The 25,274-nt window shown below is 29.9% G+C and carries 20 protein-coding genes; 18 read left to right on the top strand and 2 right to left on the bottom strand.

Annotated features, from left to right (window positions below):
* Window positions 1-7 precede the first annotated feature (7 nt).
* From uvrA to MOV42_RS07480, 5 genes are all read left to right on the top strand, one after another.
* Entirely contained in the window at window positions 8-2,836 is a 2,829-nt protein-coding gene (uvrA, locus tag MOV42_RS07500) for an excinuclease ABC subunit UvrA (protein ID WP_324170571.1), read from the top strand.
* Between the two features lie 33 nt (window positions 2,837-2,869).
* Window positions 2,870-3,499 carry an NAD(P)H-dependent oxidoreductase gene (locus MOV42_RS07495; protein ID WP_324173012.1) on the top strand — a complete coding sequence of 210 codons (630 nt, stop codon included), beginning with the start codon at window positions 2,870-2,872 and terminating at the stop codon, window positions 3,497-3,499.
* A 70-nt stretch (window positions 3,500-3,569) separates the two neighbouring features.
* Window positions 3,570-4,628 carry an HD-GYP domain-containing protein gene (locus tag MOV42_RS07490; RefSeq protein WP_324170570.1) on the top strand — a complete coding sequence of 353 codons (1,059 nt, stop codon included), beginning with the start codon at window positions 3,570-3,572 and terminating at the stop codon, window positions 4,626-4,628.
* Window positions 4,628-6,370 carry an ATP-binding protein gene (locus MOV42_RS07485; RefSeq protein WP_324170569.1) on the top strand — a complete coding sequence of 581 codons (1,743 nt, stop codon included), beginning with the start codon at window positions 4,628-4,630 and terminating at the stop codon, window positions 6,368-6,370. Before MOV42_RS07490 ends, MOV42_RS07485 begins: the two co-directional genes overlap by 1 nt.
* Before the next feature lie 34 nt (window positions 6,371-6,404).
* Window positions 6,405-7,322, top strand: a complete 918-nt coding sequence (locus MOV42_RS07480; RefSeq protein WP_324170568.1) for a manganese-dependent inorganic pyrophosphatase — start codon at window positions 6,405-6,407, stop codon at window positions 7,320-7,322.
* On the opposite strand, the gene MOV42_RS07475 is transcribed toward MOV42_RS07480, so the two are convergent.
* Complete coding sequence (locus tag MOV42_RS07475; protein ID WP_324170567.1) at window positions 7,319-7,843, bottom strand: flagellar basal body-associated FliL family protein; 525 nt, start codon at window positions 7,841-7,843, stop codon at window positions 7,319-7,321. The genes MOV42_RS07480 and MOV42_RS07475 overlap by 4 nt on opposite strands.
* An 8-nt stretch (window positions 7,844-7,851) precedes the next feature.
* The gene (locus tag MOV42_RS07470; RefSeq protein WP_324170566.1) at window positions 7,852-9,519 is read right to left on the bottom strand and encodes an AMP-binding protein; all 1,668 of its coding nucleotides are present in this window, start codon (window positions 9,517-9,519) and stop codon (window positions 7,852-7,854) included.
* A gap of 98 nt (window positions 9,520-9,617) precedes the next feature.
* On the opposite strand from MOV42_RS07470, the gene MOV42_RS07465 reads away from it, so the two are divergent.
* From MOV42_RS07465 to MOV42_RS07405, 13 genes are all read left to right on the top strand, one after another.
* Entirely contained in the window at window positions 9,618-11,351 is a 1,734-nt protein-coding gene (locus MOV42_RS07465) for a YgiQ family radical SAM protein (RefSeq protein ID WP_324173011.1), read from the top strand.
* 232 nt (window positions 11,352-11,583) lie between these two features.
* Window positions 11,584-11,832 (top strand): S4 domain-containing protein, encoded by a 249-nt coding sequence (locus tag MOV42_RS07460; RefSeq protein WP_324173010.1) that lies wholly within the window; start codon window positions 11,584-11,586, stop codon window positions 11,830-11,832.
* Complete coding sequence (trpD, locus tag MOV42_RS07455; RefSeq protein WP_324170565.1) at window positions 11,829-12,815, top strand: anthranilate phosphoribosyltransferase; 987 nt, start codon at window positions 11,829-11,831, stop codon at window positions 12,813-12,815. Before MOV42_RS07460 ends, trpD begins: the two co-directional genes overlap by 4 nt.
* Window positions 12,812-13,231: a tRNA (adenosine(37)-N6)-threonylcarbamoyltransferase complex ATPase subunit type 1 TsaE gene (gene tsaE, locus MOV42_RS07450; protein WP_324170564.1), complete on the top strand. Its 420-nt coding sequence runs from the start codon at window positions 12,812-12,814 to the stop codon at window positions 13,229-13,231. The genes trpD and tsaE overlap by 4 nt, the downstream gene beginning before the upstream one ends.
* Window positions 13,218-13,940, top strand: coding sequence for an LPS export ABC transporter ATP-binding protein (gene lptB / locus MOV42_RS07445; RefSeq protein ID WP_324170563.1), 723 nt, complete (start codon window positions 13,218-13,220; stop codon window positions 13,938-13,940). Before tsaE ends, lptB begins: the two co-directional genes overlap by 14 nt.
* A 15-nt stretch (window positions 13,941-13,955) precedes the next feature.
* Complete coding sequence (locus MOV42_RS07440) at window positions 13,956-15,224, top strand: RNA polymerase factor sigma-54 (RefSeq protein ID WP_324170562.1); 1,269 nt, start codon at window positions 13,956-13,958, stop codon at window positions 15,222-15,224.
* On the top strand, window positions 15,209-15,958 hold the full coding sequence (locus MOV42_RS07435; protein ID WP_324173009.1) for a TIGR02757 family protein: 750 nt from the start codon (window positions 15,209-15,211) through the stop codon (window positions 15,956-15,958). Before MOV42_RS07440 ends, MOV42_RS07435 begins: the two co-directional genes overlap by 16 nt.
* Before the next feature lie 51 nt (window positions 15,959-16,009).
* A complete protein-coding gene (locus tag MOV42_RS07430) occupies window positions 16,010-16,915 on the top strand; it encodes a hypothetical protein (RefSeq protein WP_324170561.1) in 906 nt (301 codons plus the stop codon).
* Window positions 16,916-16,917: 2 nt separating this feature from the next.
* Entirely contained in the window at window positions 16,918-20,436 is a 3,519-nt protein-coding gene (locus tag MOV42_RS07425; protein WP_324170560.1) for a response regulator, read from the top strand.
* 1 nt (window position 20,437) lies between these two features.
* Window positions 20,438-22,114, top strand: a complete 1,677-nt coding sequence (locus MOV42_RS07420) for a CheR family methyltransferase (RefSeq protein WP_324170559.1) — start codon at window positions 20,438-20,440, stop codon at window positions 22,112-22,114.
* Complete coding sequence (locus MOV42_RS07415; RefSeq protein WP_324170558.1) at window positions 22,114-23,376, top strand: diguanylate cyclase; 1,263 nt, start codon at window positions 22,114-22,116, stop codon at window positions 23,374-23,376. The genes MOV42_RS07420 and MOV42_RS07415 overlap by 1 nt, the downstream gene beginning before the upstream one ends.
* Window positions 23,364-24,746 (top strand): HD domain-containing phosphohydrolase, encoded by a 1,383-nt coding sequence (locus tag MOV42_RS07410; RefSeq protein WP_324170557.1) that lies wholly within the window; start codon window positions 23,364-23,366, stop codon window positions 24,744-24,746. The genes MOV42_RS07415 and MOV42_RS07410 overlap by 13 nt, the downstream gene beginning before the upstream one ends.
* 89 nt (window positions 24,747-24,835) lie before the next feature.
* Entirely contained in the window at window positions 24,836-25,267 is a 432-nt protein-coding gene (locus MOV42_RS07405; RefSeq protein WP_324170556.1) for a CoA-binding protein, read from the top strand.
* The last annotated feature ends 7 nt before the right edge of the window (window positions 25,268-25,274 follow it).

Genomic DNA, 25,274 nt, shown 5'->3' with positions numbered 1-25,274 from the left:
GTTATAAGTGAAAAAAGATGTTATAAAAATTACAGGTGCTAGAGAAAATAATTTAAAAAATATAAATTTATCTATTCCTAAAAATGAGTTAGTTGTAATGACAGGAATTAGTGGAAGTGGTAAATCTACTTTAGCTTTTGATACGCTTTATGCTGAAGGGCAGAGACGATATATGGAATCTTTGTCATCATATGCTCGTCAATTTTTAGATAGAGTTGGAAAACCTGATGTAGATAAAATAGAAGGATTGACTCCTGCTATCGCTATAGATCAAAAAACAACTTCTAAAAATCCTCGCTCAACAGTTGGGACTATTACAGAAATATATGATTACTTTAGACTTCTATATGCTCGTGTAGGTGTTCAGCATTGTCATAGGTGTAAAAAAGTTATTTCTCAAATGTCTGCATCTGATATTATAGGTGAGGTTGCTAAACTACCTGAGGGTTCAAAGCTTGTTCTTTTAGCTCCACTTGTAAGGGAGAAAAAAGGTTCTTATGCGGACTTGTTAGAATCTCTTGTTCACAAGGGTTATGTAAGGGCTATGATAGATGGAGTAATGGTTAGACTTGATGAAGAAATAGAGTTAAGTAAAACTAAAAAGCATACCATTAAAGTTGTTGTAGATAGAGTTGTTGTAAAAGAAGAAAATAAAGAACGCATAGCATCTGATGTTGAAAAGGCTCTAAAAGAGAGTTATGGTGAACTTGAGATAGATATATTAAATCATAAAGAGATGGATATAAAAGTGTCTAGTATTCATTATAGTGAACATAATGCTTGTTTTGACTGTAAAATAAGCTTTGACCCGCTAGAACCTCTTTCTTTTTCTTTTAACTCTCCTAAAGGTGCTTGTAGTGAGTGTGATGGACTTGGCCTTCGTTATGCACTTGACCATGAAAAAATTATAGATATTGACTTGCCGATAGAAAAAGGTGGAGTTAAAATAGTATATGGATTTAATAAAGGTTATTATTTTACATTTTTAAAAGGTTTTTGTGCTCATAACGATATAGATATAACTATCCCATATTCAGAGCTTGAGGAGCATCAAAAAAAGGCTATCTTACATGGTAATCCAGAAGAAATAAAATTTCTTTGGAAAAAGCATGAAGTAAAAAGAATTTTCCCTGGGATTATTCGTATAGCTTACGACATGTTTAAAGACGAAAAAGAGTTAGCAGATTATATGAGTGAAAAAATTTGTAGCATCTGTAACTCAAATAGATTAAAACTTGAATCATTAGCTGTTAGAGTAGGGCAAAAAGGTATATCAGAACTTTTAGAAATGCCAATAGAAAAAACTTATGAATGGTTTGCAAATGAAGATAATTTTAAATACCTAGATTCGCAAAACACTCAAGTAGCACAACCTATATTAAATGAGATTAGAGAAAGACTTTACTTCTTATTTGATGTTGGTCTTGGTTATATAACTTTAGGTCGAGATGCTAGAACAATAAGTGGTGGCGAGGCTCAAAGAATTCGTATAGCATCTCAGATTGGTAGTGGTTTAACAGGTGTATTATATGTCTTAGATGAACCTAGTATTGGGCTTCATGAAAGAGATACAAAAAAGCTTATTCGCACTCTTAGAAGTCTTCAAGAAAAAGGTAATAGTGTTATAGTTGTCGAGCATGATAAAGAAACAATAGAAAATGCAGATTTTATTGTAGATATTGGTCCAGGTGCTGGTAGATTTGGTGGTGAGGTTGTTTTTGCTGGAACTCTTGATAAGCTTAAAAAAGCTAAAACTTTGACGGCTGATTATCTTTATGGAAGAAAACAAATAGAATATTTCTATAGAAGAGAACAAGAAAAATATATAGAAATCAAAAATGTAACATTGAATAATATTGAAAATCTAAGTGTTAAAATACCATTAAACAATTTTGTTTGTATAACTGGAGTTAGCGGAAGTGGGAAAAGTTCTCTTATGCTTCAAACTCTTTTACCAACTGCAAGAGAGTTACTAAATCATGCAAGAAAAGTAAATAAGGTTGCAGGAGTAGAGATTACAGGTTTAGAGCATGTTGACAAGGTGATTTATCTTGATCAAAGCCCGATTGGAAGAACGCCAAGGAGTAATCCAGCAACTTATACTGGTGTAATGGATGAGATAAGGAATCTTTTTTCTCAAACAAAAGAGTCACAAATAAGAGGCTATACAACTTCAAGGTTTAGTTTTAATGTAAAAGGTGGACGCTGTGAGAAATGCCAAGGAGAAGGTGAGATAAAAATAGAGATGCACTTTTTACCAGATATAATGGTTAAGTGTGATACTTGTCATGGAAAAAGGTACAATCAGCAGACTTTAGAAGTAAACTATAAAGGTAAAACAATAGCTGATGTTTTAGCTATGAGTGTAGATGAAGCTTACGAATTTTTTGGACCAATACCAAAAATAAATCTTAAAATGAAAACACTTGTTGATGTTGGTTTAGGTTACATAACTCTTGGTCAAAATGCCGTTACTCTTTCTGGTGGAGAGGCTCAGAGAATTAAATTAGGTAAAGAGTTGAGTCGAAAGGATACAGGTAAAACACTGTATATTTTAGATGAACCAACTACAGGACTTCATTTTGCAGATGTTGATAGACTTACAAAAGTTCTTCACCATTTTGTGGAACTTGGAAATTCTGTGCTAATAATCGAGCATAACTTAGATATGATTAAAAATGCTGACTGGGTAATAGATATGGGTCCAGAAGGTGGCTCTGGTGGTGGTCTTATTATCGCTGAGGGTTCACCTGAAGACTTAGCAAACTCTTATAAAAAAAATGGAAGCTATACAGGAGCATATTTGGAAAAAGAGCTAGCTTTACACAAGGACTAAAAGATATAGAATATAAATTCAAAGGAAAATATTATAGAAAAAACATTTGAAGAATCATTAGGATTTAGACATGCGTGTAAAGTATTTGATGATAATAAAAAAATATCTGATGAGAATATAAAGTATATTATGGAAGCAGGAAGAAGGTCTCCATCATCATTTGGTATGGAAGCTTGGAAGTTTTTAGTAATATCCAATGAAGAACTAAAAGCTAAACTTAGACCTGCTTGTTGGGATCAAGTTCAGATTACTTCATGCTCTTATTTAATCATTATATTGGCGGGAATAGAGTCTGTAAAACCAGAATCAGGCATTCCTGAAAAACGATTTGCGAGACGAGATATGCCACAAGAGAGATTAGACTTTTATCTAAAACTATATGCAGATCATCTATCAGAAACTTTGAGTAGCGATGCTAATATATATGCTTGGACATCTAAACAAACTGCCTTTGCCACTTCAAATATGATGAGTGCTGCAGCAGTTAGAGGTATAGACTCTTGTCCTATAGAAGGTTTCAATAAAAATCAGGTTGAAGATATTTTAAACATTGATAAAAGCAAATATGGACTATCCATAATTCTACCTGTAGGATATAGACTTAATGAACAATCTGCACAACTTAGACTTCCATTTGCAGAGGTAATAGAATTTATCAGCTAATAAGGTATACAATTTGTGTTTCTTTTAGTTATAATCATAAATAATTAAACTCATTAAATGGATTACAATGATGGACGCAGAGTATAATATTTTAATTGTAGATGATGTAAGTGAAAATATAAAAGTTGCTATTAATATTCTTCAATCTAAAGAGTATAGGTTTTCTTTTGCTTTAACTGGAGAGCAGGCTTTAGAAGTGCTAAAAACTAAAAAATTTGACTTGATACTTTTAGATATTATGATGCCTGGAATTGATGGATTTGAAGTATGTAAAATTCTAAAAAAAACACGTAATTTGAGAGATGTACCTATTATTTTTTTAACTGCAAAAGTTGATATAGAATCTATTGAAAAAGGTTTCACTCTTGGAGCGGTAGATTATGTAACAAAACCATTTCATTCTATTGAGCTAAAATCAAGAGTTAAAAATCATTTAGAACTTTACAGAGCTAAACAGCAATTAAAAGCTAATAATATCACTCTTTTTAATAAGATGCAAGACAACAAAGAAAAGCATTTTACAGAGGTAGAACTTGCTCAAAAAGAGATTGTATATATACTCTCAGATATTATGGAAACAGGTAGTTCAGAAACTGCTAGCCATGTGAAGCGTGTGGCTCATATTGCAAAACGACTTGCCCAGTTAGATGGAAGTCTTAGCAAAGATGAAATAAATATTGTTTTTTTAGCAACTCCACTGCATGATATAGGCAAGATTATTATAGATTCAAAGATACTTCATAAAGCAGGTAAACTTGATGAAAACGAATTTAACATAATGAAAGAGCATTCCGCACATGGATATAAAATACTTGCTAAATCAAAAACAAAACTTATAAAAGCTGGAAGTATTATTGCGCATGAACATCATGAAAATTATGATGGAAGTGGTTATCCAAATGGCTTGTTTGGAGACAATATTCATCTTTATGGAAGAATAGTAGCTATTGCAGATGTCTTAGACGCTTTAACACATGAAAGAGTTTATAAAAAGGCTTGGAGTTTTGATAAAGCAGCAAGCCATATTATAGAGTTAAGTGGTACAAAGTTTGATCCTAAACTTATAGTCTGTTTTAGGGACAATTTAGCAGATTTTAAGAAAATTATTGAGCATTTTAAAGAAAATTAATGAACTTAGATAATAATTTATATATATACATAATGGAAGTAATTTTAATACCTGTCATATTTTTGTTTTTTTATAGATATAAGCAAAAAAAAAATACTAAAATAGTAGAAAAATTACAAGCAGATATAAAACTTTTAATAGATAAGCAATTAGGAGTTGAAGGACTTGTTGGTCAACAAGATACGAGTTCTGGAACAAGTAAAATAGAATATTTAGAAAAAAAGATTCAAAGATTATATCAGATTATAGAAGATACAAAAAATATAGCACAAAATGCCAGTATGATAAAATCTGATTTTTTGGCAAATGTTAGGCATGAAGTAAGAACACCTATGAATTCCATTTTGGTTTTTGCCGAACTTATTGAAAAGGAGACTCAAGATAAAAGACTTAATGGCTTTGCAAAAAATATTTTTTATTCTGGCAATAAGCTGTTAACCCTTTTAACAGATATTATAGAACTTTCAAAAATTGAATCTGGTACTTTTGAAATTATTGAAAGTGCAGTTGATATAAGAAGTCTTTTTTTAAATAGTGTAGAAGAATTTAGAAATCAAGCAGATAAAAAAGATTTGAAGTTAAGTATAGAAATAGATGAAAATGTACCAATTTCTTTAATGATAGACTCATTAAGAGTAGAGGATATTTTAAACAATTTACTATCAAATGCTATTAAGTTTACGCACAAAGGCTTTGTAAAAGTTTTAGTGAGTATTGATAATGTAGATGAAGTAAACAATGTTGTAGATTTATTTATATCTATTAAAGATAGTGGAATAGGGATAGCATCTAAAAATCAAAACAAAATTTTTGAGATATTTGAAACGAAAAGTAATTGTGATGATATTGAGTACCAAGGAACAGGTCTAGGACTTTCAATAAATAGAAAATTATCTAAAATAATGGGTGGTGACTTAAGCGTAAAAAGTGAGTTGTCGGTTGGTTCAACTTTTATTTTAAGTCTTAGAAATATTGAAATTGTTCTTTTTAACTCAAAAAAGGGGGTCGATGAATCAAAAATTGATTTTTCTCTTATAAAACCAGAAGGGGCAAAAATTCTTGTAGTTTGTAATTCTGAGTTAGATTTGGATTTAGCAAAAGAGAGTTTTGTTGATACAAATAGTAAGGTTTTAACTTTTAATAATGCAAGGAGTGCTATAGAGTCTCTAAAGAGACAAGAGGTAGATTTAATTTTAATAGATGTAGACATGCTTAGTAATGATGAAGGTGCTGTGTCAAAAGTGATGAAAAAAGTAACGACTGCCCCTGTAATTACTTTGACAAATACAAGACTTAAAGATATAGTATTTCAAGTTGGGGGAATCCGTCCAATAGGACATTTAAAAAAGCCACTTACAAAAATAGAATTATTTAAAGTTACTTTAAAAGTATTAAACTCACATGCTTCAGTACTAGAGGAAAATGGAAGTTTATCTATAAAAAATGTGCATGAACATCCTGATAATATAAATTTAATACAATTAAAGATATTTTTACATGTACAAAAAATAGCCTTACAAGAGATATATGAAGAAGCGATTAGTACAAATGATTTAAATACTATTAATAGTTTTGCAACAGAGCTTTTAGAGCTTTCTATTAAACATAAATTAAAAGATTTGATAATTTATAGTGAGTTATTGTTAAATAAGGTTGATTTGTTTGAGATAGATACAATAAATAAGATGTTACCTAATTATGAAGAAAAAATAAAAGAATATGAGTTAATGATAGAAAAATAAAGTATAATAGCAAAAAAATTATAAGGTAACAAATATGTCAACATATGTTTTCGGTCATACAAATCCAGATTCAGACTCTATTGTAGGAGCTATATCATTAGCTTATCTTAAAAATAAACTAGGTGAAGATTGTGTTGCAACTCGTCAAGGTGAAATCTCTCCTGAAACTGAATTTATATTAAATAAGTTTGGGGCAGATGTTCCAGAGTTAAAAACATCGTATGCTGGTGAAGAAGTTTATATAGTAGATTTTTCAGATTTAGCACAAGCTCCAAAAGATATACAAGACGCTACAATTCTTGGTATCTATGATCATCATAAACTAGGTGATTTAACAACTTCAGCTCCATTAGAGTGTTGGATAAGACCTATCGGCTGTTCAAATACAGTTATAAAAGAAGCATATGATTATCATGGAGTTAAAATTCCAAAAAATATTGCAGGTATGATGATGTGTGCTATTTTAAGTGATACTGTAATTTTCAAATCACCAACTTGTACAAAGATTGATACAAAAATTGTTAAAGAATTGGCTGAGATTGCTGAAATAAAAGACTATAAAGCACTTGGAATGGAGATGTTTATAGTAAAATCTGCAGTAGGCGGTACAAGCCCAAGAGAACTAATAACTCGTGATTATAAAGAGTTTAATATGGGAAGCTCAAAACTAGGGGTAGGACAACTTGAAGTAGTAGATTTAAGCGTTTTTGATAAAATAAAAGATGATCTTTTTGATGATATGAAAAAGTTAAAAAATGAAGGTAAACTTCATAGTGTAATACTTCTTTTAACAGATATCATTAAAGAAGGTTCTCAGCTTTTAGTTGTTAGTGATGATGAGAGTAAAATTGAGTCAGCATTTAATACAAAACTAGAATACTCCCAAGTTTGGTTAGATGGAGTACTTAGTCGTAAAAAACAAGTTATACCATTTTTGCAACCTCTATTTTAGTTTATGATAAACTTATTAAAATAAATATCTTCTACCTCTCCATCTGAGAGGTAGTTGTTTATATCTTCTACTATTTTATTCTTCATTTTGTTATTAGATACGGTAGCATTTTTATTATGAGAAATAATATTAATTACGCTACTTCTTAAAATAGCACCTTTTTCTATTATCTCATTTTCAACATTGTTTGTATTTAAAAAATTATTTGATTTGTTATTTTTATATTTTAACGATATGTTTGTTGTAAGTATTTTACCTCTAGATATATTAATACTAAAATCTCCTAGAGTGACCATACTCCCATTTTTAATTTTAACCCTTGTTGAATAACGCCTTTCTTTTGCAATTTTATCTTTTAAATCAGAATGTGTATTGATTCTTGCTCTTGGAGTACTACTATCTATTTCATCATATTTTCTAATTTTAGAAAAATCTGATTGTGATACTCCGTAGGCAAGTAAAAGTAATGTTATTGCTCCAGAAACTAAATAGATAAGTATTTTAATTGATTTCTTTAACATAATTGTTCCTATTGTGTATATAAGTATCTTTTTATTTTTTTAGTCGGTGTTTTAACGAATGGTTCGATTTGTTCAACAAATTTAGTCATTCTTGAAAATGATGAGATTCTTGAATTTACATCAATTCGCATCTCTTCTAAGAAGTTTTCTATATCTTTCCTGACTTTAGCATCTGTTACTTTGTCCGCTTTAAACATAGTATCTATGAATTCATAATCTAGATGAATTCTAGCTATAATTTTTGAGTCCTGTTCCATAACTAGTGAGTCTAATACAGCTTCATTTTGATTAATATTAGCTTCTATTTGTTCTGGATATATATTTTCTCCACCAGAACCGATAATAACATTTTTACTTCGTCCACTAATAAATAAAAAACCTTCACTGTCTATGTATCCTAAATCACCTGTTAAAAACCATTCTCCATCCATAACTTCTTTCGTTTGTTCTTCATCTTTATAGTAACCTAGCATAATACTAGGTGATTTAACAATTATCTCTCCAGTACCTGTTTGTGGATTTTTATCTTTAATTTTAATATCAACACCATAAAAAGCTGTTCCTGTTGATTTTACTTTTATTTTTCCATCTAAAACTGAGCCACCTGCAATTAAGGGGGATGTCTCTGTTAGCCCATAACCTATTATATATGGAAATTCTGCTTCGATTAAAAATTGTTCAACAAAAGGGGAAAGAGAAGCCCCTCCTATACCAAAAAATCTAATTCGTCCACCAAAAGTTTTTATGAGTTTTTGTCCAGCAACTTTATTTAATTTTTTTCTAAAGAATCCAATTTTGTATAAATTTTTTAAAATAAATGAGCCATTAAATTTTGCTAAAATTTTATTCTTATAAATTTTTTCCATAATGAGAGGTACACTTACCATCATTGTAGGTTTTATAACACTAAAAGCCTTTAGCAACACACTGGGTGTAGGTGCTTTATCTATATAAAAAATACTAGCTCCATGAAGTAAAGGTACTATAAGACCAACTGTACACTCTAAAGTATGTGCCAATGGTAAGATGGATAGAAATACATCATCTTTTGTAATAGTAACTTTGCAAAAAGAAGATAAGGCATTTGTTACGAGATTTTTATGTGAGAGCATTACACCTTTTGAGTGTCCTGTTGTTCCCGATGTATATATAAGTGCTGCCATATCATCTTCAAGAGGTTTCATAAGTTTGCTAGATGACATTTTTTGTTTAATTTGAGAGAGGTAACTATGACTACTTAACTCATCAATAATAGTTAAATTTTCTAGGCTGATGACAAGTTTTAAACTATCCTCATTTGCTTCTTCTATTGTTGCTAAAAACTTATCTGATACAAAAATCGCTTTTGATTCTGAGTGTTTAATAATATGATGTATATCAGAAGGATGAAAGTCTGGTAAAATTGGGACAATAACTCCCCCAAAATATGTAACTGCAAAGTAAGCAACTGACCAGTTTGGCATGTTTTCACTAAGCAAAACTACTTTATCACCTTTTGATATACCATTTTCACGAAGTAAATTTATGGTTTCTTTTACTCTTTTATCAAATTCTGAATATTTAAAAGCGTCTTCTCCAACATTACCAAATGCATCTGAGTCAGAGTATAGTTCTATCGTTCTATCAAGCATTGCTCTTAGGGTTAAGTTATCTAAATTTTTATAGGGGTAATTCATATATAATCTCTTATTTTGGAAGTATTTAGTAATATTATACACATAAAGGTTTAATATTGAGCAGAAGAAGTAAAACTAAACAATTAAAGCGAGATACTATTGTTTTTAAAGAAAAAGATTTTTTACCAACAACTAGAGTTGAAATGGATGCTAGAGGTTGGGATTATTGTGATGTAATTCTTGTTAGTGGAGATGCATATATAGACAGCCCATTTATAGGTGTTGCTATGGTTGGACGGATGCTTGAGAAATTAGGCTATAAAGTTGGAATGATAGGTCAGCCTGATATAAAAAGTCCTGATGATATTATGAGACTAGGTGAGCCTAAACTATACTGGGGTGTTAGTGGTGGAAGTGTTGATAGTATGGTGTCTAACTATACTGCAACAAGAAAGTTTAGAAATTCAGATGATTATACGCCTGGTGGAAAAAATGATAAGCGTCCAGATAGAGCCTTAAGTGTTTACTGTAACTTAATTAGAAGATATTTTAAAGGTTCTGTTCCTATAGTCCTTGGAGGGATAGAAGCATCTCTAAGAAGAGTAACTCACTATGACTATTGGGTCAATAAACTAAAAAAACCTATTTTATTTGATTCAAAAGCTGATATTTTGATTTATGGGATGGGTGAAATAGCTCTAGAAGAACTAACTCGTGCAATTTCCTTAGGGGAAGATTATAGAGATATAAGGGGTGTTAGTTATATTTCAAAAGAGCCTAAACATGAATATATACAACTTCCATCGCATCAAGAATGTTTAGATGATAAAGAGAAGTATATAGACTTATTTGATTATTTTTATGATAACAATGACCCTATTAGTGCAACAGGACTTTGTCAGAGTGTTGATAGTCGTTTTCTTATTCAAAACCCTCCTTGTGATTACTTAGATGAGCAGGAAATGGATGCAAATTCTAACTTGCCTTTTACTAGAGAACTCCACCCATACTACGCAAAAATGGGAAAAGTAAAATGTTTAGAAACAATAAAATTTTCTATCATGACACATCATGGATGCTGGGGAGAGTGTAATTTTTGTGCTATTGGTGTTCATCAAGGAAGAACTATTCGTACTCGTACAGAGGGAAATATACTCCAAGAAGCTAAAGACTTTAACAAATACAAAGATTACAAAGGCATCATAAGTGATGTTGGTGGTCCTACTGCAAATATGTATGGCTATGAGTGTGGTAAAAAGCTTAAAAAAGGTACATGTGATGATATACGATGTGTAGATGCTGATAGACTTTGTAAAGTTATGCATGTTGACCATGGAAGAAATATAAACCTTTTAAGAAAGGTTCGAGAAGTAGAAGGTGTGAGAAAAGCTTTTGTAGCATCTGGAGTCCGTTATGACTTGATTACGGCAGATAAAAAACATGGTTACTCGTATTTAAAAGAGATGGTTCAGCATCATATATCTGGACAGATGAAAGTCGCACCCGAACACACTCAACAACATGTTTTAGAACTAATGGGAAAACCTGGTAAAGAAACGCTGGTTGATTTTAAAAAGATGTATGACAAACTAAACAAAGAAGAGGGTAAAAATCAATTTTTAACTTACTACCTTATTGCCGCTCATCCGGGCTGTGAAGAAAAAGATATGCATGAGTTAAAGCGTTTTACAACTGATGAGTTAAAGATGAATCCTGAACAAGCTCAGGTTTTTACACCAACTCCTGGTACATACTCGGCAGTTATGTACTACACAGAGTTAGATCCCAAAACTCGTAAAAAGATATTTGTAGAAAAAGACACAAAAAGAAAAGAAAAACAAAAACAGATTGTTGTTAAAAAAGACAGCTTTTCTAGTGGATTTGCTTCGTAAGGTTAAAATTTTTTAATTCTAGATATTACAGTTTGAATATCTGATAATACCTTTTAAATCTGAGCTAAATATCATATAAAACACCTTCTTATAACTAGTTGTATTCTTGTATAGCATAAAAATTAATATTTACTAAAAAATAAAATTGCCACTAACTAATGCAAAAATTGTTCCAACTATTAGATTCTTTTTAGTTTTATTACTCTACAATACAATAAAAAAGAATAAGATAATGAGAATAGATAAATTTTTAAATTCAGTAAACATAACAAAAAGACGCTCTATATCACAGGATATGATTGCTAATAAGGTTGTTTTTATAAATGAAAAAGTAGTTAAAGCAAGTAAAAATATTGAAGTTGGAGATATTATAAATATAAACTATTTAAATGAAATAAAAAAATATTTAGTTTTAAAGATTCCATCAACAAAATCAACTCCAAAATCACTTCAAAGTGAATATATAAAGGAACTGTTATGATTTATGATGAAGCAAAAAAACAATTTAACTCTCTTTTTAAACAAGAGATGTCAGAAGTACAAATGAGAAATTTTTTAGTTGGAATAACATTAGATAAAAACACATGCGTTGAAGAAATTGCTGCTGCTGCTGAAGTTATGAGAGAATTTTCAATTCCTTTGCCAATAAGTGAAGAACTTTGTCTTAAATCAATGGATATAGTTGGAACTGGTGGAGATAAAATAGGTTCTTTCAATATATCTTCAACAGTCTCTGTATTGGTAGCATCTGCAGGAGTTAGTGTTGCGAAACATGGAAGTCGTTCTGTTACTTCAAAATCAGGAAGTGCTGATATGTTTGAAAAATTAGGGGTTAGACTTGACTTGTGTTTAAACAATAGTGCTAAACTATTAGAAGAGTCAGGTTTTACTTTTATGTTTGCACAAAATCATCATCCTGCTATGAGATTTATAATGCCAGTTAGAAAAACTATTAGTGAAAAAACAATATTTAATATTCTTGGTCCATTGACAAATCCTGCTGGTGTAAACAAATCACTTTTGGGAGTTTTTGATAAAGCTTTTGTACCAAAAATAAATGAAGCTCTAAAGATTAATGGTTCTACTTCAGCAATGGTTGTAAGTTCAAAAGAAGGCATGGATGAGATAAGTATAAGTGACATAACTTATGTGTCTAGACTTTGTGAAGGGAAAGTTCACGAATTTGAAATTGACCCACAAGAGTACGGAATAAGACTAGTCCCTCTTAAAGCAATAGTTGGTGGAGATGCATCTTTTAATGCTGGTATATTACACAATATTTTTAACTCACAGGCAACAGATGCACAAAGAGATATTGTTTGTATTAATGCTGCTGCAGCATTTATGGTGGATGGATATGCAAGAGATATGCAAGACGGACTAGAAATTGCACAAAAAATGATAAAAACAGGAAAAGCCAAAGAAAAGTTGAAACAAATCATAGAGATTTCAAATAAATTATGATAAATTATCAACTTAAATTAGATGAGCTTCATGTAATAGTGGAAGAAATTAGTGAAAAGTTTAAAAATGGAGTGATTGTTTTACGAGGAGACTTAGCATCTGGTAAGACAACATTAACAAAAGCTTTTGCTTTGCATCTAGGTGTTAGTGAAGATGTTACTTCACCTACTTTTTCACTTCAACAATGTTATGGAGATAGAGTTTTTCATTATGATATTTACAATCATGGGTTGGATCATTTTATATCCTTAGGGATGCTTGAAGAATTAGATAGAGATGGTCTCCATTTCGTGGAGTGGGGTGATGAAAAACTAGTAGATATATTAAACTCTGCTAGTATAAACAACTTAACAATTATAATAGATGCAAATGAAAACAATAGTAGAAACTATAAGGTAGATTATGCACACGCTTAAAGCAGTTGACTTAGTAAAAAGAATAAAAGATTTAGAAATAGTAAAAGGAATGAGCCTTGAAATAAGTAGTGGTGAAGTTGTTGGACTCCTTGGACCAAATGGAGCTGGTAAGACAACAACATTTTATATGATTTGCGGACTTGTAGAGGCTAGTGATGGTGAAGTTTTTTTTGATGGAGAAAATTTATCTAAGATGCCACTTCATCAAAGAGCTATTAAAGGTATAGGTTATTTGCCTCAAGAAGCTTCTATTTTTAAAGACTTGTCGGTTGAAGATAACTTAATGGTTGCTGCTCAAGTAAATATAAAAGATAAAGCAAGACAAGAAGAGAGAATTTTAGAACTTCTTGACATGTTTAATATAGAACCTATTCGTTATCGTAAAGGCATCAGTCTGAGTGGTGGAGAAAGGAGAAGGGTAGAAATAGCAAGAGCTTTAGTAAATAAACCAAAATTTTTACTTTTAGATGAACCTTTTGCTGGAGTTGATCCAATCGCTGTTATGGATATACAAAAGGTTATAAAACAATTAGTTTCTTATGATATCGGTGTATTAATAACTGACCATAATGTTCGTGAAACCTTAGCTGTTTGTGATAGAGCTTATGTTATTAAAGCAGGTGAGTTGTTAGCCAGTGGAACAAGTGATGAAATAGGAAAAAATCCAGATGTTCGAAAGTATTATTTAGGGGAGGACTTTAAGCTGTAAAAAGCTTAATTAATCATGGGAGCATTAAGGCAAACACAAGGCGTAGAAACAAAACATAAACTATCAAATACTCTACGAAATTGGTTGCCCATCTTACACTCTAGTTTAGGTGATTTAGGTGCAGCAATGGCTCCTTTTGTTGAGTCAAATCCTGTTATTGAAGTAGAATCTGGTTATGAAGAAGATTTCGAGAAAAAAATTCCTAAAAAAGTAATTAGTGGACAGATAAGTAACTCAAGAACAGAACAAATAGAAGCCTTAACAATACAGAAAAAATCACTCTATGAAGTTTTAGATGAACAGATAGGAAAACCACTGTTTCCTACTCCTTTATCACAAGACATAGCTTACTTTGTAGTCGCAAATCTAGATGAAGACGGTTATTATGAAGGTAATAGTAAAGATTTTTGTTCTTTAAATAATATATATATTGAAGATTTTGAAAAAGTACGCTTAAGATTTGCACATATTGAGCCAGTTGGCATCGGAGCTAAAGATTTATCAGAATCATTTTTGTTTCAGTTAGATAGTTCAGATATTAGTGATGAAGCTTACTCTTTATGCGTAGAAGTTATAAAAGATATGCAAGTTATACATAGTTATTCAAATCAAAAGTATTTTGGCGAAGTAATGAGGGTGTTATCAACATTTAAAAACCCTCCTTCCATAGAGTACCAAGAAGAATCCGCTCAAGTTATACCTGATCTGATGATTTTCTTTAATGATGAGGATTCAATAGAAATAAAACTAAACGATGCTTACTATCCGATTATAAATATAGATACAAATTATGCGGTAAAACATGAGTTTATAACTCAAAAAATAAAAGAAGCAAAAAGTTTAGTAGATGCGCTAGATATGAGACGTGCAACGCTTTATAAAGTTGGACTTATGATAATTGAATATCAGTATGAATTTTTTACAGGTGGTCAGATTATGCCATTAACTTTAAAAACTTTAGCAGATGAATTTGGACATAACCCATCTACTATTTCAAGAGCAATTGCTAATAAATATATAGCTTGCGATAGAGGTGTGTTCGCCATGAAAGAGTTCTTCACAACAGCAATAGATGAAGATGTCTCCAACGCAGCAATAAAAGAGTTTTTAGTAGGTTTAGTAAAGCAAGAAAATCGTGAAAAGCCACTTAGTGATATGAAACTTTTAGACCTTATACAAGATAAATTTAAAGTAAAAATGGTTCGAAGGACTATTGCAAAATATAGAAAACAGCTGAACATTGCAGGTTCTAGTGAAAGGAAAAAACTATACCATCTTTACTAAAACAAAGGCTTGATTTAGAAGTTAAAAAAAGAAATACAAGTGATGAAGTATCGGAAAGTAACTTGGATCCTATTTTAGTTGCACATAGATATAAAGACCCTACAATTTCCCTTGTTTGTGCATTGTTTGCTTATGGAAATGTAAAACAAATAGTTAAATTTTTAGATTCTCTTGATTTTGCTTTATTAAAAAAAAGTGATGCAGAGATAGAGAAATCACTGCAAAATCACTATTATAGATTTCAAAAATCAAAAGATGTTATAGCACTTTTTATCGCTCTAAAACGACTAAAGAAGAAAGATACTTTAGAAGATATTTTTAAAGATGCTTATAATAAAAATAAAAATGTCATAGAAGGTATTCACGCTTTAATACAAAAAATATACTCATTATATCCGCACACTTCCCAAGGCTATAATTTTTTAATAGGTAAAATCAGTATAAAGACAAAAGGTTCAGGTGCGTTAAAACGATGGATGATGTTTCTTCGCTGGATGGTTAGAAAAGATAACATAGATATGGGTTTATGGAAAGGTATAGATAAAGCTGATTTAATAATGCCACTTGATACACACACATTTAATGTCTCCTTGAAATTAGGACTTTTAAAGAGAAGAACTTATGACTTGCAATCTGCAATTGAGTTGACAAAAACACTTAAAAAGTTTGATAAAAAAGACCCTCTAAAGTATGATTTTGCACTTTATCGTATAGGACAAGAGAAAATAGTATAAATTAAACGATTCTTTGTTATTATGTTTGTACCATATATTTAAAGGATATTTATGAAATATATAGTTCTTATACTTTTTCTTATGCTTGGTCTATCTGCTAAAACAATAACTCCAAATGATTCTTATGCTCAGTCTATGCTAATTCAAGAACATATGCATTTTTTATTAAAACATTATGGTGTGAAACATGACCACAAAGGCATACTCAAGAAAAATACATTTTCAACTAAGCTAAGACCTAGAAATATCTGGCAAAAATCTTATGAGATACTTGTAAAGATAAATATACTAAGAACTTTAAATAATCTTTCTCGTATAGAGCCTGTTGGTATGGAACCTGTTGAGCAGTTGAATCCTGATGTGGTATATGGTCAAACACAGAGAGTATTAACAGAGATTAAAATTTTTGAAGTTAGAATGTTTATAGAAGTTCCAGATTTCAAGTTAAAATCATATACACACAAAAATATGCTTGATGTTTACAATAGTTTCTCACAGATAAGTGCGGCTTTTGATGAGTTAAATCGTTTTGAATTATCTCCATCTTATATTTTTGCTGAAACTATGAGAATTTATGATGATTTGACTATTATTTTAGCGCATTTAAATATTAAAGATGAAACTATTCCAACAGTTAGACTTGAAAAAACTAAACATACGGATTCTATTGTGGTATCTATGAAGATTTTAGAAAAACTTCAAAAACTTCAACGAAGTGTTGGTATAAAAATTATTGATTTTAGAGCTTTTAAAAAGGATTCAAGTTCAAGTGATGTTTATACAATAACAGGAATGATTATAGCTGAGATTCAGCCTATAAAAGCGTATATCGGTTTAATCTCAAGTGTTACTCCTCCTGCCTTATCGTATTCTAAAAAAGTTCCAGCTGATATTGAGCAATTGATGGGATGGAACTTGAGAAAACTCTTACTTATAAAAACTTTGGATAGAAGATAATAATGAAAAATATTTCACTTTACAACAAGATCTTTTTAGTATTTGTCACTACTGTCATGCTCTCTATTGGTTTAATTGGTTGGTATGGTATGAAGAGTACCTCGGACGCTTACCTAGATGCAGCTTATAGGATTTCACAACATAGTGTAAAACTATTAAATATAGCGATAAAAAAAGAGTTAGAACGCGTACCAAAAGATGTACTTTATAAAGCTAATTTTTATGCGCTAAAGAAATTCCTTATTTGGAATTCTATGGGAGAAGATAAAAAAACTAAGGTATGGAAGCAGGTGTTTTCAGATGCTTTAGTTGATTTTTTGCAAACGCAAAAAACATACTTTAAGGCAAGAGTTATAGCTTTAGATGGACAAGAAATAATAAAGGTAGAGTACAATAAAGAAATAAATCGTACAGTGTTATTTGCAGATGCAAAGTTAGAAAATAAAAGTAGCAGAGATTATGTAGAAAAAACAAAAAAATTTAAAAAAGGTGAGTTTTATGTTTCAGATATGAATCTGAATATACAAGATGGTGTAATACAAAAACCATATACACCTGTTCTTCGGTATGCTACTCCTATTGTAAATAAAAATAATAAAATGGTTGCTATTTTTATAATTAGTTTTTATGCGAAAAATATTTTAGATATCTTAGAGGAACAAAGTACAAAAGATGTTGAAAATGGAATTTCTTATTTCTTAATAGATAAAGATTCTAACTATTTATACCATAAAGATAAATCTAAAAGATGGAATAGACAGTTGAAAAATGGTGAAACTTTTTTTAAAGATAACTTTGATATTGCAAAGAACTTCAAAAATGCAGAAAATGGTTCTTTTACAAAAAATGGGAAAATATATTCATTTGATAAAATCTACCCTCTTAATTTATTTAGTGAAAATTATTGGTATTTAGTCTCTAGCACCGAGGAGTCAGTTGCACTTTTAAAACTTAATGATTTTAAACTAATATTTATGCTTCTTTTTGTTTTTGTTCTTTTTGTAGGTATTCTAATAATTCGCATATTTGTTTTAAAAATTACAACTCCACTTACAAAAGTTACAGCTCAGTTAAAAGCACTATCAGATGGAGAGATACAAAGAGAGCATATAAAGTATGATTCAAATGATGAAATTGGAGAGATAGTAAAATCAACTTCAAAACTCGTAGATGCAATAGAGACTACTATAAAACAGGCAAATGCAGTAGCAGATGGAAACTTTACGAAAGATATAAAACTTTTAGGTAAAAATGATGAACTTGGTCTTGCTATCTCAAGAATGACTTTAAGATTAAAAGAGATAACTTCTCTTTCTCAAAGTCTTTCTCTTGGAAATTACGATGTAAAAGTAATAGCGAATAATTCAGAAGATAAACTAGGTTTGGCGCTTATTGATATGGTTGAGTACCTTAAAAAGATAACTGAACTTACAGAGTCTATTGCTCTTGGAAATATAGATGTCAAATATAAAGCTAAAAGTGCTGACGATAGGTTAGGTCGTGCAATTTTAAGAATGATTAAGTATTTGAAAACTATTTTAAAACAGGCAAATGCAATCTCTGTTGAAGATTTTAGTTCGTCAATAGAAATAAAATCAAAAAATGATGAACTGGGGACAGCGATTGTTAAGATGACTAATATGCTTAGCAATTCAAGTGTAAAAAATAAAAATGAAATTTATTTCAGTGAAGGTATTGGGGATTTTAGTGACAAGTTAGCAGGGATAAGTGACACCTTGGAATTATCAAAAAAGGCTATTACTATGGCTTGTCGATATGTTGGAGCTATTAGTGGTGTTTTATATACTTTTGATAATGAAGTAAAGCTTTTGAGCCTTGTAGCTTCTTTTGCACATACTTCAGAATCTCTTTCAAAAAAGTATAAACTAGGAGAAGGAGTAGTTGGACAAGTTGGATTAGAACAAAAGCCTATTTCGCTTACAAATATTAAAGATGGAGATTTTGACATACATAGTGGACTGATTCTTTCAAAACCAAAAGAAGTTTATACTTTTCCACTTTTGCGTGATGGTAAACTTTTTGGTGTTGCTCAAATGATGAGTTTTGAAGGTTTTAATAATATTCATAAAAACTATCTTTCAAAAGCTGCTTCTATTTTTGCAACAACTATATTTTCAGCTGCTCAAAATGAAAAGATAAAATCTCTCTTTGAAAAATCACAAAAAGCTTTTGAAGAGTTACAAACTCAAAGTGAAGAGCTTCAAGAATCAAATGTTCAGATGGAACAACAACAACAACAACTTACTATTCAGTCTAAAGAATTGAAATTTAAAAACGATACTTTAGCAGAAGCAAAAGCTGAGATTGACCAAAGAGCACAAGATTTAGAAAAAGCTTCAAAATATAAAAGTGAATTTTTAGCAAATATGAGTCATGAATTAAGGACACCTTTAAACTCTATAATACTACTTTCTAAACTTTTGACACAAAATCAGAATGATACTCTTGATGATAAAGACATCAAAAAATCAGTAGTTATTCATAAAGCAGGAAATGACTTACTGCTTCTTATAAATGATATACTAGATTTAACTAAGATAGAATCAGGGAAGATGGAATTAATTTATGAGAAGCTACAAACAAGTGATTTATTAAGTGATATGCAAGGACTTTTCGGTGCTTTAGCAAAAGAAAAAAAACTTGATTTTATAATAAATGATAACTTTAATTCCACATTTTTAACTGACATAACAAAGCTTTCCCAAGTCATGAAAAACTTGTTAAGTAATGCTTTTAAGTTTACAAAAAAAGGCATCGTAAGTATAAATATATATATAAAAGATGATATCTTAAATGTAGTTGTTAAAGATAGTGGAATAGGAATACCAGAAGATAAATTAGAAACTATATTTGAAGCATTTAAGCAAGTTGATGGAAGTATAAGTAGAGAGTTTGGTGGAACAGGACTTGGTCTTTCTATAAGTAAAAATATTATGGATATTTTAAAAGGAGATATTTCTGTTATTAGCCGACTTGGTGAAGGTTCTTCATTTATACTCTCTTTACCTATTAAAAAAGACACTCAGATCAAAGTTAAAACATCAGAAAAAAAAGAAGTTCTTAGAGTTGCAGAAGTGGAAAGTTTATCTATTATAGATAATGATAATGATGAGTACTGTGAAAATGAATTTAGTGGTAAAAATATACTGATAGTGGATGATGATAGCAGAAATATATTTACTCTTACATCGACATTAGAGAGTATGAACGCAGAAGTTTTTAGTGCTTTTAATGGGAAAGAAGCTATAGAAATATTAGTGGAAGAAGAGAAGATAGACATGATTTTAATGGATATTATGATGCCAATCATGGATGGTTTATCAGCTATAAAAAATATAAAAGCTGATGGTAAATTTAAGCATATTCCAATCATAGCAATTACTGCAAAAACCATGCCTGAAGATAGAAATAAATGTTTAGATGCTGGAGCAGATGACTATTTAGCAAAACCATTAAACCATAGTGCTTTAGTATCTATGATAAGAGCGTGGATAAAGTAGTATGATTAAATTATTTAACAATAAAGAAAATTGTCATGTCGTACTAGAAGCTCCATTAACTAGTTCTGATACAAAGCAATTATCTTTAGTTTTCTCTAAAAATTATTTTTCATGGCATTTGGAGTTTACTTATATATATGCAGTAGATATAGAAATACTAAATATACTATATAGAGAGATATTTGAAAATTTAAAAAAAATTACAATTACTACGCATCAATATAAACTAAATAAATATTTTTATAAGCTTGGATTTAAAACTACTTTTGAGTCTCTTATAAAGTTAGATGTTGTAAACCTTGAAAATATTGAGGTTATTTTGATAGGAGGAAGTACTGATTCCTCTTCGAAGATTTTAGAAATAGTCAAAAATGTAAAACTTGATAATTCAACTCTTGTAGTTGTTCAACATACAAAGCCAAATAAACTTGATTTTTTTGATGAAATACTTAACAAACATACAAAATACAAAGTAAGTTATGCCAAAGATGGAGAAAAAATAAAAAAAGCCTCAATCTATTTGGCTCCAAATAATAAGCATTTAAAAGTTATAGATGGACATTTTTCTCTTTGTGATAGTGAGAAGTATAACTTTGCTAAACCATCTGTTTCTCTTAGTTATGAATCCTTTTCTTCATACTATAAAGATAAACTGCTTGTCATACAAGAGTGTGGTTTTGCCAGTGATGGAGTAGATAAACTTAGATATTTAAAAAGTAATAACTCAGTTTTAATAATACAAAAAGTAGAAGAGTGTAAAGCCAAATCAATGGTTAAAAATGCTTTAGCTGTAAATGCACATGATTATGTTTTTTCTATTAAAGATATCGTAATTTATATAAATATTGTAGATAATATTACGACAAAAGAAGCCTGGGTTGAGTATCTTGTAGATATGATAGAAAAAAAATATGATTACAATTTTAAACTTTACCATGTTGATATGATAAGTCGTAGATTAAGTGTATTTATGACAAAAAATAGTCTTAGAAATATTAAAGATGCTATAAGTATGATTATATTTAATAAAAGTGCTTTTAAAGCTTTTTTTTTAGATATATCTATTAATGTTACAGAATTTTTTAGAAATACCAATTCTTTTAAACAGGTTGCCGAAATTTTACAAGTTTATGCCAAAGGACATCATAGTTTAAAGGTCTGGAGTGCAGGGTGTAGTAGTGGAGAGGAGGCTTTCTCTGTTGCTATTTTGCTTGATTATTTAAAGCTCTTAGATAAAACAATCATCTACGCAACAGATTTTAATGATGTTGTATTGCAAGAAGCTAAAAATGCTCTTTATTCAAAAGAGTCATACTACTTGGCTTTAAGTAATTTAGCTAAGTTTAACATAGAGATAATTTTAAATAATTATCTAGTTCAAAATAATAACTTTGTATCTGTAAATAATAAAATTAAAGAAAAAATACATTTTTTCCAACATAATCTTGTTGAAGACAGTTCTTTTAATGAGTTTGATATGATAGTTTGTAAAAATGTCATAATATACTTTGAGCAGAAATTACAAAACAGAGTTTTTGCATTGTTTTATGAATCTTTAAAGTTTGGAGGGTATTTGATTTTGGGTGAAAGTGAGAGTATCATACAAAAATATGCAGATAAATTTGAAGTATGTGCAGTATGTGAAGTTAATAACAAAATATTTAGGAAAGTGGCGTAATGAAAAAAACTATATTATGTATTGATGATACAGAGGAAAATCTTTTTACAATAAAAAGTGTTATAGATACTGTGGCAAGTAATAATTATGAATTAATTCTTTGCAACTCAGCACATGAAGGGTTAGACATACTTCTAAGACAAAGAGTTGATTTGATTTTACTTGATATTATGATGCCAGAAATAGATGGTTTTAGTGCCGCAAAAATGATAAGGTCAAATAAAAGAACAAAAGAGATACCTATTATTTTTGTAACAGCTAAAAAAGATGATGAGACCATAGAAGAATGTTATAAATTGGGTGGTGTGGATTATATTAATAAGCCTTTTAATCATATAGAACTTCTATCGCGTATATCTTTTCATTTAGAATTAAAAAATAAAGAAGTTGAACTTAAAAAAGAAAAAAATTATGCTCAGGGAATTTTAGATTTTCAAGAAAATATCATAGTGGTTACGGATGGAAAGAAAGCAACAAGCGTAAATAGCGCACTTCTTGATTTTTACGATATGGATTCTATAGAATCTTTTATAGATACCCACAAATGTATTTCCTTTAGCTTTATTGAAGAAAATGGATACTTTAGTTTAGCTCTTTTAAAAATCCCATCTATGTGGATATATGAAGTTATGAAACTATCTGTGAACGAAGATGTTGTGGTTAAAATTCTTCAAAATGAAGTTGAGTATATATTTAATTTAAAAGCAAATGTTTTTACTGATAAATATATAGTTACATTGACAGATATTACGCAACTTACAAAAATTTCACTAGAGTATAAGCATGAAGCAAACTACGATGCACTAACTAAAATATATAATAGAAATATGTTTCATAAACTAATTGATGCAAAAATGTTAGATTCAAAGAAATATAAAAGACCATTTATATTTATTTTGTTAGATATAGATTTTTTTAAAAATGTAAATGATAACTATGGACACTTAGTTGGAGATAAAGTTTTGCAGCGGTTATCTGCACTTATTCACAAACATATTCGCTCAAATGACATCTTTGCTAGATGGGGTGGAGAAGAGTTTGTTTTAGCTTTAGATGTTGGACTTGAAAAAGGTATTGAAATCGCCAATAGTTTGAGAAAACATATTGAACTAGAGGTGTTTGAAGAGGTTAAGAGCATTACTTGTAGTTTTGGTATAACTGAGCATAAAGAAGATGATACACTTGAAGAAATGATTGGTAGAGCAGACACTGCGCTGTACGAAGCAAAAGAAAAAGGACGAAATAGGGTATGCCAACAGTAGAGATATTTAAATATAAAATTTTATCTATAGATGACAATAAAAATAACCTTTTTACTCTTAATGCTCTTTTGAGTACAGTTGGAAATATTGTTCCAATTGAAGCAGTTGGTGCGAAGGAAGCACTTGATATACTGCTTACTCAACATATTGACCTTATAATATGTGATGTTCAGATGCCAGATATAAATGGATTTGAATTAGCAAAGTTAATTAAGTCAAATAAGAAGACTAAAGATATACCCATTATCTTTGTAACGGCTGTTTTTAAAAGTGATGATTTTATAGCTCAAGGTTTTGAATTAGGAGCAGTAGACTATCTTACAAAACCAATAGATGATAATCAACTTTTAAATAAAATAACACTTTATTTAAAGATATTTGAACAAAAAAATCAATTACAACAAAGTGAGAAAAACTTTTATGATATAGCACAAAGTATAGGCGATGGCATCTATACTTTAACAATAGATGGAAAAACGAGCTTTATAAATAATGAAGCACTAAAACTTTTAGGTTTTGACTCTAAAGAACTTTTAAATGTTAAAATTCATGACTACATACACTATAAAAACAGTGAAAATAAACCATTGTTATTTCATGATTGTAGTGTCTATAAATGTATGAATGATGGTGAAATTTACAGTAATGAAAATGAAGTTTTAGTAAAAAAAGATGGTTTATTTCTACATGTTTCAATGCTAGTGACACCACTATATGCCGATAATAACATAGTTGGTTCAGTAGTTATTTTTAAAGATAAAACTCATCAAAATACAATAAATGTATTAAAAGAAGAGAAAATTAAAAATCAAGAACAGATGATTCACTCAATGATTGATATGATTGAATCAAGAGACTCTTATGCAGCTGGGCATAGCAAAAGAGTTTCAAAATACTGCGTTCTTATTGCTAAAGAAATGAAATATAATAAAAAAGATATAGAGTTAATAAAAAATGCAGCATGGCTTCATGATATAGGTAAAATATCAACATCAGATAGCGTTTTGTTAAAACAATCTCAATTTGATGATTTTGAATATGAGTTAATTAAAAAGCATCTAGACTCTGGCTATGAAATGTTATATCAGATTGATCAATATAAAGTATTGTCTGATGTAATGAGAGAACACCATGAAAGATATGATGGAAGTGGCTATCCTAGAGGTCTAAAAGGTAATGAGATTAAACCTCTAAGTCAGATTATGATTGTTGCAGATGCCTTTGATGCAATGACAACAAATAGAGTATATAAAGAGAAAAAGAGTATAAAAGTTGCTTTAAAAGAACTTGAAAGTCTAAGTGCTATACAGTTTCATCCAGATGTGGTAGTAGCAGCAGTAGTTGCCTTAAGTAAAGTGAAAGTTGATTAGTCTATTTCTCAACTACCAAAAATGATAAGAGAAAAGAAAAAATATTAGATATAATAAATAAATAAATAATTTTTATAAGGATAACTAGAATGGAGTGTGAATTCCCCTCAGTAAATTCAAACAAACAAGAAATAAAAGAAATTTTTAATACAACTAAAACTATTGCTATTTTAGGTCTTTCTCCTGATGAGTCAAAGGCAAGTCATAAAGTTGCTAAGTATCTACAAGAACAAGGCTTTAAAATAGTTCCAATCTACCCAAAAGGTGAAACTATTTTAGGTGAAAAAGTTTATCATTCACTTAAAGAAATACCTTTTAATGTTGATATGGTAGATATATTTAGAAAACCAAATGCCTTAGATGCTGTTGCAGATGCTTGTATCCAAAGAGGTGATATTAAAGTGTTTTGGGCTCAAAAAGAGATTGTAAATAATGTGGCTGCTCAAAAAGCAAAAGAAGCTGGAATGAAGGTTGTGCAAAATATGTGTACGATGGTAGAACATAGAGAGATGGTAGGTTAGTAAAAAA

The sequence above is a fragment of the Sulfurimonas sp. genome, assembly GCF_029027405.1.
GTDB lineage: Bacteria > Campylobacterota > Campylobacteria > Campylobacterales > Sulfurimonadaceae > Sulfurimonas.
This window is presented reverse-complemented; position numbering and strand designations above follow the sequence as displayed.

Coding starts and splice junctions, on each gene's coding strand:
- lptB (WP_324170563.1), top strand. CDS start 13,218: ATGCACACGCTTAAAGCAGTTGACTTAGTAAAAAGAATAAAAGATTTA.
- MOV42_RS07470 (WP_324170566.1), bottom strand. CDS start 9,519: ATGAATTACCCCTATAAAAATTTAGATAACTTAACCCTAAGAGCAATG.
- MOV42_RS07440 (WP_324170562.1), top strand. CDS start 13,956: ATGGGAGCATTAAGGCAAACACAAGGCGTAGAAACAAAACATAAACTA.
- trpD (WP_324170565.1), top strand. CDS start 11,829: ATGATTTATGATGAAGCAAAAAAACAATTTAACTCTCTTTTTAAACAA.
- MOV42_RS07425 (WP_324170560.1), top strand. CDS start 16,918: ATGAAAAATATTTCACTTTACAACAAGATCTTTTTAGTATTTGTCACT.
- MOV42_RS07480 (WP_324170568.1), top strand. CDS start 6,405: ATGTCAACATATGTTTTCGGTCATACAAATCCAGATTCAGACTCTATT.
- MOV42_RS07410 (WP_324170557.1), top strand. CDS start 23,364: ATGCCAACAGTAGAGATATTTAAATATAAAATTTTATCTATAGATGAC.
- MOV42_RS07485 (WP_324170569.1), top strand. CDS start 4,628: ATGAACTTAGATAATAATTTATATATATACATAATGGAAGTAATTTTA.
- MOV42_RS07420 (WP_324170559.1), top strand. CDS start 20,438: ATGATTAAATTATTTAACAATAAAGAAAATTGTCATGTCGTACTAGAA.
- MOV42_RS07430 (WP_324170561.1), top strand. CDS start 16,010: ATGAAATATATAGTTCTTATACTTTTTCTTATGCTTGGTCTATCTGCT.
- MOV42_RS07490 (WP_324170570.1), top strand. CDS start 3,570: ATGGACGCAGAGTATAATATTTTAATTGTAGATGATGTAAGTGAAAAT.
- MOV42_RS07460 (WP_324173010.1), top strand. CDS start 11,584: ATGAGAATAGATAAATTTTTAAATTCAGTAAACATAACAAAAAGACGC.
- MOV42_RS07475 (WP_324170567.1), bottom strand. CDS start 7,843: ATGTTAAAGAAATCAATTAAAATACTTATCTATTTAGTTTCTGGAGCA.
- MOV42_RS07405 (WP_324170556.1), top strand. CDS start 24,836: ATGGAGTGTGAATTCCCCTCAGTAAATTCAAACAAACAAGAAATAAAA.
- MOV42_RS07415 (WP_324170558.1), top strand. CDS start 22,114: ATGAAAAAAACTATATTATGTATTGATGATACAGAGGAAAATCTTTTT.
- tsaE (WP_324170564.1), top strand. CDS start 12,812: ATGATAAATTATCAACTTAAATTAGATGAGCTTCATGTAATAGTGGAA.